Genomic DNA, 15,165 nt, shown 5'->3' with positions numbered 1-15,165 from the left:
TCAGTTTTGTGCCCACTACCCACTTTTAATGTGAACATCACTACTTACTGAATACTGGCACTGTTTACTGATTACTACTCACTGTTCACCACCCCTAGGCCGTCCACATAATCCTGTAGATAGGAATATCTCTTGGTAAGTTTTCCGTTCTTCGTCATTCTTGCGTGTTCCAATACTCCGTCTTCATCCCCGTTAAAAAAAGCAGGAATTACATATTTTACAAAGGCCTCGCCAAAACCTATACTGGCATCCCGGGGCAATTCGCAGGGCAAATTATCAACAGCCATTACTGCAATGGCATGGGGGTTCTTATAATCCACTTCCGTTTCTGTGAGGGCATCATAGCCATAAATGGGATCGGCTATAGTACTGGGTCTTATGGTTGTAGCTACAGGCCCGTCTATATCGCAGCTGATATCAGCTACGACCTTTATTTTAAAATCGGGACTTTTGGCATCTTCCCTTGTAAAAAGATAAGGCGCCATGTCACCGTAAAAATGACCGGCGATATACAAATCGGATACTTTTGCAAAACGAAAAAAATTGGATCTGTATTCTTCCGGATGGGCAAAAAAGTTGGACTTATTTCCCCTAACTCCATCTTTGCGCTTGTTGTATTCCGAGGCATCTATCTGACAATATACGGGTTCCTGAAAGGTTTTATTCAGATAATCGGCTACTCCAACTTTTTTGATGTCCATGGCATCCAGCATTTCTTTTGCGCCATTGCCTACCCTACCCCTACCGGTCAAAATAATTTTGATATTGGGAAGTTTCACTTTTCTTAATTCGGATATCAAAGCCTGCTGGTCGGCCAAAGTTTCCGCCTTTGGCAATTGAAACAAACCCAACTTAAGACCATACGTCCTTAAACCGTTATAGGCGCCAACTATTCCGGCATATCTACCAAATGCCACCAAGCGCTGACCTTTGACACCTGTAATGACTTCATGATCATATAATTCAATATTCTTTTCCAATACAGCCCTAAGCAGATTTCTATTATAGGATTGCTTTTTTATGGTGTGCGAAAAAAAGAAATATTTTTTATTGGGAATCAAATATTCTATAGGGACTTCCTTTACACCAATAAGCACGTCGCAATTTTCCATTTCCTGCGTTACATTAAGCCCATGTTCCCGATATTCTTCATCGGTATAAACCCTAATAGGGGAAGGCTCTACCATAATTTCCGCTTCCGGGAATTTAGCAAGCATCTTTTTGCAGGCATCCGGTGTTAGGACCACTCTACGATCGGGTGGATTTTTTCGTTCCCTTATAATCCCAAATTTCATAAATATAATTTTATAACTATATGTGCTAATAAAGTTATAAATATAACACATGACAAGTTGACTAGCAAAACTTTTTTTGGAATAGTTTTTGGAGTACCTTTGGCGACCGCGTTAGGGATAGAGGCGGCATCTTTTTTGATTTTCCCTGGACCGTGTTCGGGAAAGAATCAAAAAAATATAGCCGAAAGCCCGACCTTTTTTATATCTACAAGGTTTTGAAAACCTTGCAGGACAAAAAAAAGGAACGCCCAAGAAAAGATTATAATAGTTCATTGAAAAAAAAGATGAGAGAATAAGATTCCGCCAAGGCGGGATTCAACCCGGCTATTTCTTACGGTTAGACAGGTTGGAATAAAATATCCCGCCGGTGGCGGGATTCAACCTGCCTGCCGGCAGGCAGGTTCGATTACGGTACGCCAAGGCGTACCTATCTCATTGAAGGGGCCGACTGGTTTTGACAGCGAGACCAATTGGAATGTAAGCATGCCGAGCGCTGGGCTACAGCTCGTTAATCTCATTTTCCACACTTTTTAATTGGCGAAAATAATTACGCTCTTGCCGCTTAATCCGAATCATAGTAGGATTTAGCCTCGTTCCCGCAAGGCGGGAAAGCGAGATGTTTCTGGGAAGCCCTTGTTGACGGCGTCCCTTTCAGAAGCACCATCAAAGTCAACACAAGGGTAGTGAAGCTTCGGCACTATCACCAAAACTTAAGAAGATAAGTGTGTATTAGGCTGTTTCTAGTCAGGTGCACATCGAAAATCAATTAGGAACTAAGCATGTAGAAGGCATTGTAATTGCTTGTTTGGACGAGGGTTCGAATCCCTCCGGCTCCACTGAAATGATACCATTTCACACCAAAAACCCTGTAATCGTATGATTTACAGGGTTTTTTATTTTATTCCATATCATTTTAAACCAAATAATATCAAATAAAAAGTCACCAAATCGACACCTATTTTAAAAAATAAAAAGTGGTGTCGATATCCATGTAAATATCTATTTTTTAGGTAATTACAAAATTATATAAATTCTTTTTTATATCTTTATTTCGCAATAATCGACACCTAAAAATTGATGAATTCATTTTCTACACTTTTTTACCTTAAAGATGAGCGTCGTGACAAGAACGGAAAAGCGGGCCTATACCTAAGAATTACGGTGGATGGGCGCAGAACATCAATTAGTCTAAACCGAAAAATTGATCCGTCCAAATGGGATTCCCGCATGAATAAATTGAAGGGAAAAGGTTATGAAGCAGAGGAATTGAATCGCTTTATGGCTACTATTAGGCATAAGGTTAATAAAATTCAACACGACTTAATTGAGGAAGGGCAGCCTTTTACCGTTCATGATGTTAAGGATAAATACTTGGGCAAAGATGCCAAGCTAAAAATGTTGATCCAACTCTTTGACGAGCACAATCAACAAATGGAAAAACTGGTCGGGATAGAATTCGCACTGGGCACCTACAAAAGATACCATACCACCCGTAGCCATGTTGCGGATTATATCAAGACCGAATACCGAAAAAATGATATTCCGGTCCGGGATGTGGACCTCAAGTTTATAAAGGGTTTCGAATACTTTTTAAAAGTAACGAAAGAGTGCAACCACAATTCTGCCCTGAAATACGTAAATAACTTTAAGAAGATCGTTCGAATTGCCGTTGGGAACGATTGGATCTCCAAAGACCCCTTCTACAACTACAAGGTGCAATTTAAGATTGTGGAGCGCGAGTTTCTCTCCAAAGAAGAACTCCAGGCCCTTATTGATAAAAAAATTGAAGGAGATAGGCTAAATGTGGTTCGGGACATGTTTGTACTCTGTTGTTTCACAGGTTTGGCCTATGTAGATATCCAATCTTTGCGCCCAGATGAGATTTATCAAAATGAGGAGGGTGGTTTTTACATAAAATCCAAACGCACCAAAACCGATACCGGATTTACCATACCCCTATTGCCGACCGCAGTGGCTATCATAGAAAAATATAAAGACCATCCAAAGGTGGTGAACAAAGATTGCGTAATCCCGGTATTGAGCAATCAGAAGTCCAACTCCTATTTAAAAGAAATTGCCGACCGTTGTAATATCAAAAAAAACCTTACCACCCACTTAGCCCGCCATACTTTTGCCACTACGGTTACCTTGACCAATGGGGTTCCAATTGAGACCGTAGGTAAAATGCTAGGGCATAAAAATTTAAGGACCACCCAGCACTATGCCAAAATTATCGATTCCAAGGTGGAGGAGGATATGAAGGTTTTAAGGGAGAAACTGGGTCAGTTTTCTACATAGACCACACAAGATACTTTTTACTAAAACATCTTGGATCTCGGATGCCTCTGTAAGCTTAACTTAAATTTTTAAATTCACTTTACCGTTTAAGTCCGCGCCAAAATTATCGTTTATTAAAACTTTCATAACAATAACAACTGACTTTTTTAGTTTTTACCAATCATCTTTTTGGGAAAATTCGAAAAGCTTGGATAAATTATCTTCTAATATAGGTAAGTCCCTGGACTTAAAGCGTTTTCTAAATTCACCATTTGCATTAAGGGCATATTTCTCTATGGCTTCGATACTTCCTTCGTCGAACACTCCTACACTGGTCTGACTTTTCAACTGTAAGTTCTTAACGGTAATTCGATACCGACCTTCCTTGAATTGAATTATAAAACTACCCATCATATTTGAGGCCATGAGGTACATGCTAGCAAAACCTTGAAAGTTAATTGGAGCATTAGTGAACTTTCCAATAATTGTATCTTCAAGCAATTCCAGGTTAGAGAATTTTCCTGAGAATTTAAGCCGTTTAAGTAATGATTCAGAATTACCCTCATATTCTTTGACTGTCCTCCAAACGACCTGACCATTGTCCGCTTCAATTTGAGCAAACGCCATTGTATTGGCCAAAATTAAAAATATAATTACTTTCATTATGTCACCCTTTAATTAGACTTTGATCGTTGATAATTATCAATTAATGCTTCAGACACGATTTGGGCCTTTTCATCACTTATGCCAGCAAAAGTAATTTTTTTTGTGCTTGTAAATTCTTTTACAGCTTACCAACATCCTCAGCGTTCAGAAAACCATTCTCTCTTAAGTTACCCAATATATCGCTATATCTATGCGACCTAAAACCCTCTTCTAACATGTCCTATATTTAAACTTCAAATAGAATATTACTTAGGAAAAACTTTATAAATATCATTGCGTTTCAGAAACCTTGCCAATTCGACACAATCGGTTTCTTTATAGAGTCCTAATCTATAATCGCCCATTCTTATTCGGTAAGCAATGGAGTAGCCCCTCATTTTTTTTACGCCAGTTATTTCTTCTAAACTTTTGGCAGCTTCAATTTCAAGAATCAATTTCTTTATTCTTGATTTTAACCCCTTGTCCTTGACTTTCTTAATGTCACTAAGAAAACTCTTTAGGAATATAACTTTCATTCGTCTAAGGCATTCATAACATCTTCTCTACTTACTGTTTCAGTCCTATCTACTTGTTGCATTAGTAGGAGAAGTCCTAAATCTTCTTTTTCTTCATCCGAAAGAGCATTCAAGCGTTCTTTCTCCTTTTGTTCCACGAAAAATGATACTGCTTTTTCCATTAGAGCCTTTACGCTCATATTCTCAAATGCCGATAAGATTTTAAGTTTAGTCAAAATTGTTTCGTCTATGTCTATGTTTTTTTTCATGATCAACATTTTATAATACAAATATACAATAAATATACTATGTATACAATATACACTTTCCTTACTTTGGAATAGTCCGTGATTTTGACACTTCTTAAATGATTAGCAAATGTATCCTTCAAGTGAACTTTGGTAAATCATTCTAGATGTCTAAGATAGGCATCGGGATTATTTAAAAATGACCTTGTTATTGAATAATGATCAGTATCCTCAAAATCAACTTTTTTCATACCATTATCAGAAATTTGGTAAATTGTCGCCCCTGGATAGGCCATTAGCATAGGGGAATGAGTGGCTACAATGAACTGTGATATGTTGTGCCCAAGATGTTCCTTGATGAAGTATAGCAACGAAAGCTGCTTGGACGGGGACAGTGCAGCTTCAGGTTCGTCCAATAAATATATTCCTCGTTGATTGATTTTATCGTTCATTATTTTGAAGTAGGCCTCTCCATGAGAGAAACCTTGCAGATCTTGACCATAGTTCTTGTACATATTGTGTATCTGATAGTTCGAATTATCGCGCATTGATCTAAGAACATGGTCTGGGACATCTCCTTTAATATCTTCGAAAAAGGTAGAAAGTCTGTTATCTTCATTTTGTATGCCGTTCAATAAATTTCCAAAATCCTCCGCCCTCAAAAAGAATCCGCGCGGTCTATCTATCGCCCACTCAATAGATAAGTATTCCATTAATATTCTAGCAGCTTCGAAGCCCCTCTTACTATAAGAAGAACCGTCCATGTTCGGTAGTTGAAGTCTAAATGCAATTGTCTCCAATAGAGTCGATTTACCTGTTCCATTATCTCCTATAATAAAAGTGATCGGATTCGAAAAATCCAATCCCTTGGCATATTTAACCGCAGATATATCAAAAGGAAACGGTTGTTCCCGGGGACAATCAATACTTACTTTGGATATATAAGACACTTTTCAGATTAATTTACAATTTGGTTAATCCTTTATTTAAACTTTGATTTGATCATACCAGTATCTACTCCCTCAGCTCTTAGACGAACTTCTAGTTCGTTATGGTCAAAATCATGTAAATCTTTGCCCACTAACATATGGATTGAATGTCCTTTCGACACATAAACCTCAATTAGTTCGACCAACAAGGCTTTTTTATATTTTGAATCTTTTATTACAGTCATTTGCCTTCCTTTATTTAGACTTTAAATAATCCAATCTCATTGCTGTTTCAATCTCGTTTGTTCTAGATTGACCGAATAAGTTAACCAAGTAAGTATCTCGACTAGATATCTCAGAAGTAATTATTTCATCATATTCTTCTTTGCTAATAAATCCTTTTTCAAATAACGGTTGAAACGTTTCCTTTAGTATAGGATTGATTTTATCTATTTCTTCTTTTTTCATCCTTTTATTAGATTGCCTTTCATTTTTCGATCTCGAACGCTTTTAGCCTCGGTATACGTAGTCTATCCGGTTCTTGCTGTTGAAAATCCTTCATTTCTTGTATGACCAGATTCATATCCTTTAAAAACTCGGCATCCGCCCCGTTTTCCTTTGCAACCTGATAATAGGCCTCCAAGGTCGGCACGGCAAAAAAATCGTGACCGGCAATAACGAACGCCGGGACATCATTTTTGATGCATTTTATCAATATGGCCTTTTGGTCTTTCATCGTTTATTTATTTGAACTTTTCTTCTTACTTATTCTAATTTTGATTGATACCTTTTTGGTGCAGTACTTTGGCTACTACGAGGTTCTTTTCCCAATTCTTTAATAAATAGTTTGAGACTTAACTTCCTCAAAATAATTCCCAAGTGATATTGAGGAGTTTTTACACATTTTAGTAGGTTTACCCCAAATATTAAAAATCGGGAAAATTTCGAATCATACACAACATATGGGTCTGTCCAAAAATGCAGCCTCATTTTATTCTTTAGTAACATAGGCCCTATTAATAGTAAAAACCCTGCTTAATGGCCGGGTTTTCAATACTTTTTTGTCTTTCAACATTAATCATCAATCAAGTCGATAATATCTTTCATTCTATTTCGCATGACTTGTGCCAAATCGTTGTTTCCATCTTCATCACTTGGTGATATCTCTATGGTTCCATCGTTGTTGTTGTCTGTGGCCTGACTAAGATCTATTCCGTCAACGGTATTGAACAATATAGAAAGGTTAAAATCTATTACAAGACTTTCGGTGTTACCAGCAATGGAAACATCCACGGTTGGATCCTCAAAATCTACCTCCACTTCGTCCATAAAGTTGTGCCAAAATACAAAGGGAACGTCATTGACCGTACCTCTAATAAGTACCGATTTACCAAACATTTCGCTGTTTTCATCATTATTTTTGTTGATCTTGAATTCCAGTTCCTCATAGTTCCCATTGGGAACCGTTACATTGAGGAAGCTGATCTGACCCGCCATAAGGTCCAGTGTAAAAGGCCCATCAAGCTCAATCTCATCTTCGAAATCAAAAGCACCATCATCGTCCCAATCTTCGTTCGACTCATTTTCCATTTCTAGTTCCTCTACATCCAGCTCCAGTTCAAATTCCACAAGATTGATCATAAAGTCTGTGACCTCTATACCTTCAGCCACACTCTTGGAAGAGGTAGCCTGTTTAGAAGACGATGTTGCCGTGGTGGTGCTTTTTGCGCTCAACGCTAGTTTTCCGAAATCCGAACCAGATTCATCCTTAGAGCATGAAATTAAGGTAAATACACTCAACACTGCGAGTCCGATAAGTTGATTTAATAGTTTCATAATTACAGATATTTAATATTTGAGGTTTATTGTTATGGAACAACCAAGCGAGGTTAGACCCTACTTTTATTCGATGAAATACACTTAGTTCCAAAAGAGTATAACGGGAATTTATAGTTTTAAGTATAAATCTGAATAGAAGTATGACTCTTATCTAATTGTCCTCTTTTTTGTTGCAAGACCAACCATAAATAATAGCTGTAGGAACTACGATTATAAGAGAAATAATGAGATGCAGGTTATTTAAAATTTAAATAGGTTTTATGCTGCATTCTTTAATTTGAATTTAAATTATATTTTATGTGCCGACATTGTGTCCTAACTTATAGGTAACATGAACTATTGTCAGATAGTAGTTTTGATCTGCTTTTCTCAGGCACATTTGAAGCCAGTAAAGCTTCATCCAAGGTGTCTTTGACATCTTCTGCTTTCATGGTGGAGCATAGTTTCCAGGTTACGATATAACGTCTGTACCCATTTAAAATAGTTGACAAGTAATACCAACCCCAGCCATATATCCTGAAATAGGTAAAGTCGGTTTGTAGCCTTACCCATAACAGCTATAAATGCTATTTCATTTAAGGAATTAAACATATTTGCACCAAATTCTTAGATTTTTACATTTATATTGCTTTCTAACTTTTAATTAGTACTTTTTTAGCCTAAATCAAAACACGATGTAATTAATTTGACTGTTTAGTATACGTTTACATTTATTAGCCCCTCAACTACCTAATTTGTTTCCTTTACAATAGTAGCTTTCAGGGAGCCAAGGTATTCGTCAATTTGTGGGTCATAGATTCCAAAGTAGGGAAAGGAACCTCAGTTTTTCAAAATCGCTTTCCTTTAGAATATTATAAACCCAAGATAGTTGAAAGTCAAGAATTAGATTAGCAAATGGGAATAATTAAAATGAAGTTAACTTTATGAATAAAAGAACACTTGGTAAAACCGGATTTAGTGTTAGCGAAGTGGGATTAGGGTGTTGGCAACTTGGAGCAGATTGGGGCCATCCTTTAACAAAGGACTCTGCGTTTTCAATTTTAAAAGAAGCCGTAGACAATGGTGTGAATTTTTTTGACACGGCCGACGTCTATGGTAATGGCAAAAGCGAAGAAATCATTGGGGAGTTTATTAAAGATAAACGTGCTACCTTAAAGATTGCGACCAAATTCGGAAGAGATAGTGAAATCTTTCCAAATAACTACACGGAAGCAGCCGTTCGTAATTCAGTCAAGGCCTCCATTAATCGACTTGGATTGGAGTCACTTGATCTATTGCAACTCCACTGTATTCCAATCAATATCCTCAAGAAGGGAGAAATCTTCAACTGGCTTCGGACCTTAAAAGACGAAGGTCTAATCAAGAATTTTGGAGCCAGTGTTGAAACTGTGGAAGAAGGCCTAATTTGTTTTGAACAAGAAGGACTTCTTTCTTTACAAGTAATCCTAAATATTTTTAGACAAAAACCTATTGCAGAATTATTGCCAAAAGCAAAAAATTTAGGTGTAGGCATTATTGTAAGGTTGCCATTGGCAAGTGGTTTATTAACCGGGAAATTCACAAAAGAGACTCAATTTCCCGATAATGACCATAGGTGTTACAATCAGAATGGGGAATCCTTTAATGTTGGTGAGACTTTTGCGGGCCTACCCTTCGAAAAAGGTGTTGAACTGACCAACCTGATCGAGAACAACATTTTACCAAAAGACATGACCATGGTACAATTGGCATTAAGGTGGATTTTGGATCATGAGGCGGTAAGCTGTATTATCCCTGGTGCAAGTTCCCCTTCACAAGTCAGATCCAATGTTGAGGCGTCATATTTAGGAGCTTTGCCACCCCATATTCATAAAGCACTATCGGAATTTTACACGAATGAAATTCACCAAAATATACGTGGAAATTATTAAAATAAACTTTAAGGCCTTACCTACCCAAATGCAGTTTGACCCCTACGATCCAAAGAGGCATAATAATGGTGAATAAGCTATAAAAGAATTTAAAATTACTGACGCCATCTATTTAGCGGTAAAGTCCGGTAAAATAGTTAACTTATTAACTTATAATTGATTAGGTAATTAGAAAAATAAAGCACTAAAAATCAAATTACAATATGAAAACAAGAAAATTAATGTACGCTGCACTGGCAGCAATCCTCTTGTCAATGACAAGCTTTGGTTACGATTCAGGAATGCCAATAAATAAAGGCGAAAAAGAACTTTACGAAATCCGTACTTATGAAATTAAATTTGGGGGAGATCAACAAATTCTAATAGACTATTTGAAGAACGTGCTACAACCAACCTTAAAGCGTATTGGCGTAAACCATTTTATGCTCTTCAATGAACTGGGAGATTCCAACCCGACTAAAATTTGGGCAATCATTAGTTATCCCAATAGCCAAATATATATCGACTCCCAAAACTTGGACGTGGACCCTCTATATAATAAAGAGGCAGCAAGCTATAATGCCATTTCTCAAGATGATAGTGTTTATAACAGGTTTACTTCCTCCTTATTGCTTGCATTTGATGGTATGCCCAATATGTTGGACCCCATTATTGGAGCCTCATTGTTTGAATTAAGGACGTATGAGGGGTATAGTGAAGATGCCGTAAGACGTAAAATAGACATGTTCAACATTGAGGAAATAGACCTTTTTTTAAAAACAAACCTACATCCTGTATTTTTTGGAGAAATGATTATAGGACCACATAGACCCTGTCTAACCTATATGCTGAACTTTAAGGATATGAATGAACATGATGCCAGCTGGAAAGCTTTTGTCAACCATCCGGAGTGGAAGGTTATGAGTGCAAAAAAAGAATATGCCAATTCTGTATCGAACATACGAAAGGTGTTTTTGAAACCTTTGTAAACAATTATTGTCTGAAGAACCATAATAATTAAGGATTTTTTTTACAGCTCAGGTACATATGAAGAGGGAGGCTGAAGAAAAGGTGAAGTAAAATCCTTTACACCAAATAAATTAGAATAGGGAGAATCCCTTACATTATATAAGATTTACAGGACATTAAAAAATAATATATAACCATTTTTACAGCTGTATGTATTATTCATTAACCAAATTTCACATATGATGACCAAGATCAAAACTCATCGATACACCAAGGTCCTAAATCTGCTTTTAGGATCGGTACTACTTATTTTCTCTGCCTGTAGGCTGGAAAACAAAGAGACTGATACTTTATCTAATCTGCAAATAAGCCCAAATAATGCCGGTCTTTCCGTACCAGAGGGTTTCGGGGTGATAAAAGTAGCCGATTCGCTCGGGAAACCACGCCATATCGCGGTCACCACTAAAGGTGGAATCTATATAAAGTTAAGGCAGGCAATTGATGGAAAGGGGGTCCTATTCCTCGAGGACGATGATAATGATGGAATCGCGGATACTATAGAGGGTTTTGGCGATTATGGCGGTACCGGGATTTACCTTGACAGGGACTATTTGTACGCCTCCTCTGACGAGGAAATTTTTAGATATAAAATGGATGGGGACAAAAAGGTGGTGAATGCATCGGCCCCCGACACCATTGTAACGCAATTGATCGACCGCAGACAGCACGCATCAAAATCGATAACCTTAGACCAAAAAGGTAATATTTATGTGAATATCGGTGCCTATTCAAATGCCTGCCAAGAAAAGGACAGGACTGTAGGTTCCCCAGGTATTATACCCTGTACCATTCTTGATTCTGCTGGTGGCATCTGGCGTTTCAGGGCAGATAAACTCAAACAATCCTATGGAGATGGCGCAAGGTTTGCCACGGGCCTTCGGAATGTGGTCGGCCTGGACTGGAACAAAGAGATTGACCAATTGTTTGTGACCCAGCACGGAAGGGACATGTTGCATACACTCTATCCCGACCTATACGACCAGAAAACCTCGGCCATACTTCCTGCAGAGACCCTGTATAGGATTAATGAAGGAGATGATGCAGGATGGCCTTATATATATTATGACCAGGTGCAGAAAAAGAAGATATTGGCACCCGAATATGGAGGGGACGGCAAAAAGATCGGAGGGGAAAACGCATTAGACCCCGTAGCCGCCTTTCCAGGACATCTAGCCCCCAATGCCCTGCTTTTTTACACTGGGGACATGTTCCCTGAAAAATATAAAAATGGGGCCTTTATAGCATTCCATGGTTCTTGGAACAGAGCCCCTGAAAGACAAGCTGGTTATTTAGTGGCATTCGTCCCTTTTAAAAATGGAATGCCAAGTGGTGACTGGGAAGTGTTTGCCGATGGATTTGCCGGTCCAGGGGACATCCTCTCCCCTAGCGATGCAGAACACAGACCCACCGGTTTAGCACAAGGCCCCGATGGATCCCTATATGTTTCCGATGATTCGGGGGGAACCTTGTATAGAATAGTCCATATCAAGAAATAAACCGTTATGCAAATCTATAATCGGTGTAGGGAGGTACTGAAAAAACTATTTTTAACCATTTTGTCCATATTTGTTCTCAGCAGCTGCACTAGCCGCTCCAAGAAAGAGACAGAGAAAGATCCAGGAACAATGACACAGACCGGTTCCGGTTCAAGGTTATCTGCGGAGCCTATAAGAACTACTGTTCCCGACTATATGGAAGAAGGAAAAAAGATATTCCTTAAAAATTGCCTGGTCTGTCACCAATCTACCGGGGAAGGGGTTCCTGGTCTGAATCCCCCTTTGACCAATACGTTATATGTCTTGGGCGACAAAGGTAAGTTGTTAGATATCCTGATCAATGGCTCTGACGTCGGGCTGGTCGTCAAAGGATCGACTTACTCCAATGCAATGCCATCATTTGGCCCACTGAACGATACAGCAATTTCGAAAGTGGCATCCTATATTAGAAATAGCTTTGGAAATTCAGCCGAACCCATAACTGTAGAAGATGTTGTGGCCTTTCGATTAAATACTAATAAATAAAAAATATGGAATATAGAAAATTAGGGAGTACGGACCTTGAGGTCTCGAGCATTACATTCGGTGCCTGGGCCGCCGGAGGATGGATGTGGGGCGGTAGCGATACGAACGATGCTATTCAGGCAATCAGAAGCGCATATGACCAAGGGGTAACCTCTATCGACACCGCACCTGTGTATGGGCAGGGTGCCAGCGAAGAGATTGTTGGGGAGGCGATAAAGGATCTTCCCCGAGACAAGGTGCAAATCCTGACCAAATTCGGACTGCGGTGGGACATTGCAAATGGTGATTTTCATTTTCACAGCAAGGACAACCTGGGCAATGATATAGATATCTATAAATACGCCAGTAAAAAAAGTATAATAAAGGAAGTAGAGGATTCCCTTAAAAGGTTAAGAACAGATTATATAGACCTGTACCAAATACATTGGCCCGACACCTCCACCCGAATCCAAGAGACCTTTGAGGCCGTCGCCCAATTAATTGAGGATGGAAAAGTACGCTTTGCAGGGGTGTGCAACTACAATATTGATCAGATGAAGGAAGCTGAAAAATATGTAAACCTTGCCTCCAATCAACTGCCCTTCAGTATGGTCAACAAAGGCATTGAAAATGAAATTGTACCCTATTGCATAAAGAACAATAAATCAATACTTGCCTATAGCCCTTTGGAAAGAGGGCTTTTGACAGGAAAAATGAGACCGGGGCAATCCTTCGATCAAGGTGACCATAGGGCAAACAACCCGTTTTTTTCCCAACAGAGCATTGTAAAAACAAATGCTTTTCTTGAAAAAATTAGGCCAATTGCCAATGACAAAGGAGCTACCTTGGCCCAACTGGTCCTAAAATGGACCTTGGAAAGGCCAGGGATCACTATTGCACTGGTGGGGGCTCGAAATGAAACCCAATCCATACAAAATGCAGTGGCCACAACATTTGATCTGAGTCCCGATGAACTTTATTTTATCAACCTCGAACTTGAAAAAATATAATAACCGTATTGTTCTTTTCTACAACATTATGACATTAATTAGTCGAGCTTTAGGAATAATATAATCGATTGATTGTCAATATTTTGTACTATACACTCCATTGGAATCGCTTGTACAAATGACAAGTTTTTCGTAACTTCTGGTATAAAACCTTGTCAAATGCGTTCAAAAAAGAAGCCTGCCGGACAACTCAATTTTCTTGCCCCGACCCTTAAGGAGCAGCTCAATCCCAAGAACGAACTCTATCTTCTTGCCGATGTTGTCGATTGGCATTATTTCGAAAAGGAATTCGCCCCATTGTATTCCGACAAGGGCCGTCCCGCCCATCCGATAAGGTTGATGGCCTCCCTGTTGATCCTGAAGGCCGTTTACGATCTTTGAGATGAGATGCTAGTGGAACGGCACTGGGAGATGAACGTCTATTTCCAATACTTCGGCGGAATGGTTCTCCAACAGTGGGGCTCGCCCTGTGCGGCGAGTGACCTGGTACATTTCAGACAACGTATAGGGGAAAAGGGGGTGGAGAGGATATTCAAACATTCCATAGACAGGCACGGGAAGGACGGCCAGGACCCGAACGTAAGTATCGATACCACGGCACAGGAGAAGAACATTACCTATCCCACGGATACCAAGCTGCACAAAAAGATCATCGACAAATGTGTAAAGATTGGCATAGTCCCGCGCAGGAGCTACAAGCGAACCTCGAAGCAATTGGTCAGGGACACCCATAACGGCACGCATCCCAAGCGCAGGAAAAAGGCCAGTGCGGCCAAACGAAAGATCAAGACCATAGCTGGGCGTTTGGTAAGGGAGCTGGAGCGTAAGTTGCCAAATGGTTCCTGTGCCACGGAATTGGAAATCTTTAAAAAAGTACTTGCCTAAGACAGGAACAGGAAGGGGAAAATCTACAGTCTGCACGAACCGGAAGTGTATTGTATGAGCAAGGGCAAGGCACATAAAAAATATGAATACGGCAACAGGGCCTCTGTGGTTCTTACCCAAAAGACGGGTATAATCGTAGGGGCCATGACCTTCAAGACCAATGTTTACGATGGCCACACCTTGGAAGATGTACTGGCCCAGACCCGGGAACTTACCGGGAAAACGCCCAAGACCGCCAGCGTGGACAGGGGATATAAGGGAAATCGGACCGTAGAGGAGACACATATCAACATTCCCAAACCCCGTTGAAAAGGGACAATGCCTACCAAAAACGGAAAAAAGAGGAAACACTTTAGAAGAAGGGCGGCAATAGAACCGGTCATCGGGCATCTAAAATCAGATCACCGGGCGGCAATGAACTTCCTCAAGGGGCAAATGGGAGACAGTATCAACTTTATGATGGCAGCGGCAGGGTTCAACTTCAAAAAATTGATGGTAAAACTCAAGGAAAAGGTTCTTTGGCTATATTCGTACCCCAAGAATATGTTAGATCTAAACCTATCCAGGAATCCAATGGCATTTAGGTATATCAAATTGGTCATAA

General features: G+C 39.4%; 15 protein-coding genes, 1 other RNA gene and 2 pseudogenes. 8 read left to right on the top strand and 10 right to left on the bottom strand.

The genetic code is table 11. From position 1 onward, the window contains the following. Nucleotides 1-74: 74 nt before the first annotated feature. The gene (locus tag U735_RS0104715; RefSeq protein ID WP_031442722.1) at nucleotides 75-1,295 is read right to left on the bottom strand and encodes an NAD(P)-dependent oxidoreductase; all 1,221 of its coding nucleotides are present in this window, start codon (nucleotides 1,293-1,295) and stop codon (nucleotides 75-77) included. A 440-nt stretch (nucleotides 1,296-1,735) separates the two neighbouring features. On the opposite strand from U735_RS0104715, the gene ssrA reads away from it, so the two are divergent. Together ssrA and U735_RS0104705 are read left to right on the top strand one after the other, a co-directional pair. After that, nucleotides 1,736-2,134, top strand: a transfer-messenger RNA (tmRNA) gene (ssrA, locus tag U735_RS25220). A 238-nt stretch (nucleotides 2,135-2,372) separates the two neighbouring features. After that, the gene (locus tag U735_RS0104705) at nucleotides 2,373-3,593 is read left to right on the top strand and encodes a site-specific integrase (RefSeq protein ID WP_031442721.1); all 1,221 of its coding nucleotides are present in this window, start codon (nucleotides 2,373-2,375) and stop codon (nucleotides 3,591-3,593) included. 153 nt (nucleotides 3,594-3,746) lie between these two features. On the opposite strand, the gene U735_RS0104700 is transcribed toward U735_RS0104705, so the two are convergent. From U735_RS0104700 to U735_RS0104650, 9 genes and pseudogenes are all read right to left on the bottom strand, one after another. Next, nucleotides 3,747-4,235 (bottom strand): hypothetical protein, encoded by a 489-nt coding sequence (locus U735_RS0104700; protein ID WP_031442720.1) that lies wholly within the window; start codon nucleotides 4,233-4,235, stop codon nucleotides 3,747-3,749. Nucleotides 4,236-4,483: 248 nt separating this feature from the next. Then, nucleotides 4,484-4,753 (bottom strand): type II toxin-antitoxin system RelE family toxin, encoded by a 270-nt coding sequence (locus U735_RS0104695; protein ID WP_031442719.1) that lies wholly within the window; start codon nucleotides 4,751-4,753, stop codon nucleotides 4,484-4,486. Further along, entirely contained in the window at nucleotides 4,750-5,001 is a 252-nt protein-coding gene (locus U735_RS0104690) for a hypothetical protein (protein ID WP_031442718.1), read from the bottom strand. The genes U735_RS0104695 and U735_RS0104690 overlap by 4 nt, the downstream gene beginning before the upstream one ends. 137 nt (nucleotides 5,002-5,138) lie before the next feature. Then, nucleotides 5,139-5,930: an AAA family ATPase gene (locus tag U735_RS0104685; protein WP_034248043.1), complete on the bottom strand. Its 792-nt coding sequence runs from the start codon at nucleotides 5,928-5,930 to the stop codon at nucleotides 5,139-5,141. Between the two features lie 32 nt (nucleotides 5,931-5,962). After that, nucleotides 5,963-6,154 carry a hypothetical protein gene (locus tag U735_RS0104680; protein WP_031442716.1) on the bottom strand — a complete coding sequence of 64 codons (192 nt, stop codon included), beginning with the start codon at nucleotides 6,152-6,154 and terminating at the stop codon, nucleotides 5,963-5,965. 10 nt (nucleotides 6,155-6,164) lie between these two features. After that, complete coding sequence (locus tag U735_RS0104675; protein WP_031442715.1) at nucleotides 6,165-6,377, bottom strand: hypothetical protein; 213 nt, start codon at nucleotides 6,375-6,377, stop codon at nucleotides 6,165-6,167. A gap of 19 nt (nucleotides 6,378-6,396) precedes the next feature. Beyond that, on the bottom strand, nucleotides 6,397-6,645 hold the full coding sequence (locus U735_RS0104670; protein ID WP_031442714.1) for a hypothetical protein: 249 nt from the start codon (nucleotides 6,643-6,645) through the stop codon (nucleotides 6,397-6,399). A gap of 338 nt (nucleotides 6,646-6,983) precedes the next feature. Then, a complete protein-coding gene (locus U735_RS0104655) occupies nucleotides 6,984-7,745 on the bottom strand; it encodes a hypothetical protein (RefSeq protein ID WP_051891872.1) in 762 nt (253 codons plus the stop codon). Between the two features lie 326 nt (nucleotides 7,746-8,071). Beyond that, nucleotides 8,072-8,287: pseudogene (locus U735_RS0104650) on the bottom strand (DDE-type integrase/transposase/recombinase); the annotation flags it as partial. Between the two features lie 384 nt (nucleotides 8,288-8,671). Between U735_RS0104650 and U735_RS0104645 the strand changes: the two are divergent. From U735_RS0104645 to U735_RS26175, 6 genes and pseudogenes are all read left to right on the top strand, one after another. Then, nucleotides 8,672-9,658: an aldo/keto reductase gene (locus tag U735_RS0104645; protein WP_031442710.1), complete on the top strand. Its 987-nt coding sequence runs from the start codon at nucleotides 8,672-8,674 to the stop codon at nucleotides 9,656-9,658. Between the two features lie 203 nt (nucleotides 9,659-9,861). Next, nucleotides 9,862-10,626, top strand: a complete 765-nt coding sequence (locus tag U735_RS0104640) for an NIPSNAP family protein (RefSeq protein WP_031442709.1) — start codon at nucleotides 9,862-9,864, stop codon at nucleotides 10,624-10,626. A gap of 219 nt (nucleotides 10,627-10,845) precedes the next feature. Then, nucleotides 10,846-12,162 carry a PQQ-dependent sugar dehydrogenase gene (locus tag U735_RS0104635; RefSeq protein ID WP_083260655.1) on the top strand — a complete coding sequence of 439 codons (1,317 nt, stop codon included), beginning with the start codon at nucleotides 10,846-10,848 and terminating at the stop codon, nucleotides 12,160-12,162. A gap of 6 nt (nucleotides 12,163-12,168) precedes the next feature. Next, on the top strand, nucleotides 12,169-12,687 hold the full coding sequence (locus U735_RS0104630) for a c-type cytochrome (protein ID WP_051891870.1): 519 nt from the start codon (nucleotides 12,169-12,171) through the stop codon (nucleotides 12,685-12,687). 5 nt (nucleotides 12,688-12,692) lie between these two features. Then, the gene (locus U735_RS0104625) at nucleotides 12,693-13,676 is read left to right on the top strand and encodes an aldo/keto reductase (RefSeq protein ID WP_031442706.1); all 984 of its coding nucleotides are present in this window, start codon (nucleotides 12,693-12,695) and stop codon (nucleotides 13,674-13,676) included. 159 nt (nucleotides 13,677-13,835) lie between these two features. Further along, nucleotides 13,836-15,086: pseudogene (locus tag U735_RS26175) on the top strand (IS5 family transposase); the annotation flags it as partial. Nucleotides 15,087-15,165: the final 79 nt, after the last annotated feature.

Origin of the sequence: Arenibacter algicola (assembly GCF_000733925.1) — a bacterium.
Lineage (GTDB): Bacteria > Bacteroidota > Bacteroidia > Flavobacteriales > Flavobacteriaceae > Arenibacter > Arenibacter algicola.
Note: the sequence above shows the minus strand (reverse complement) of the source record. Positions and strands in the feature narration are given on the sequence as shown.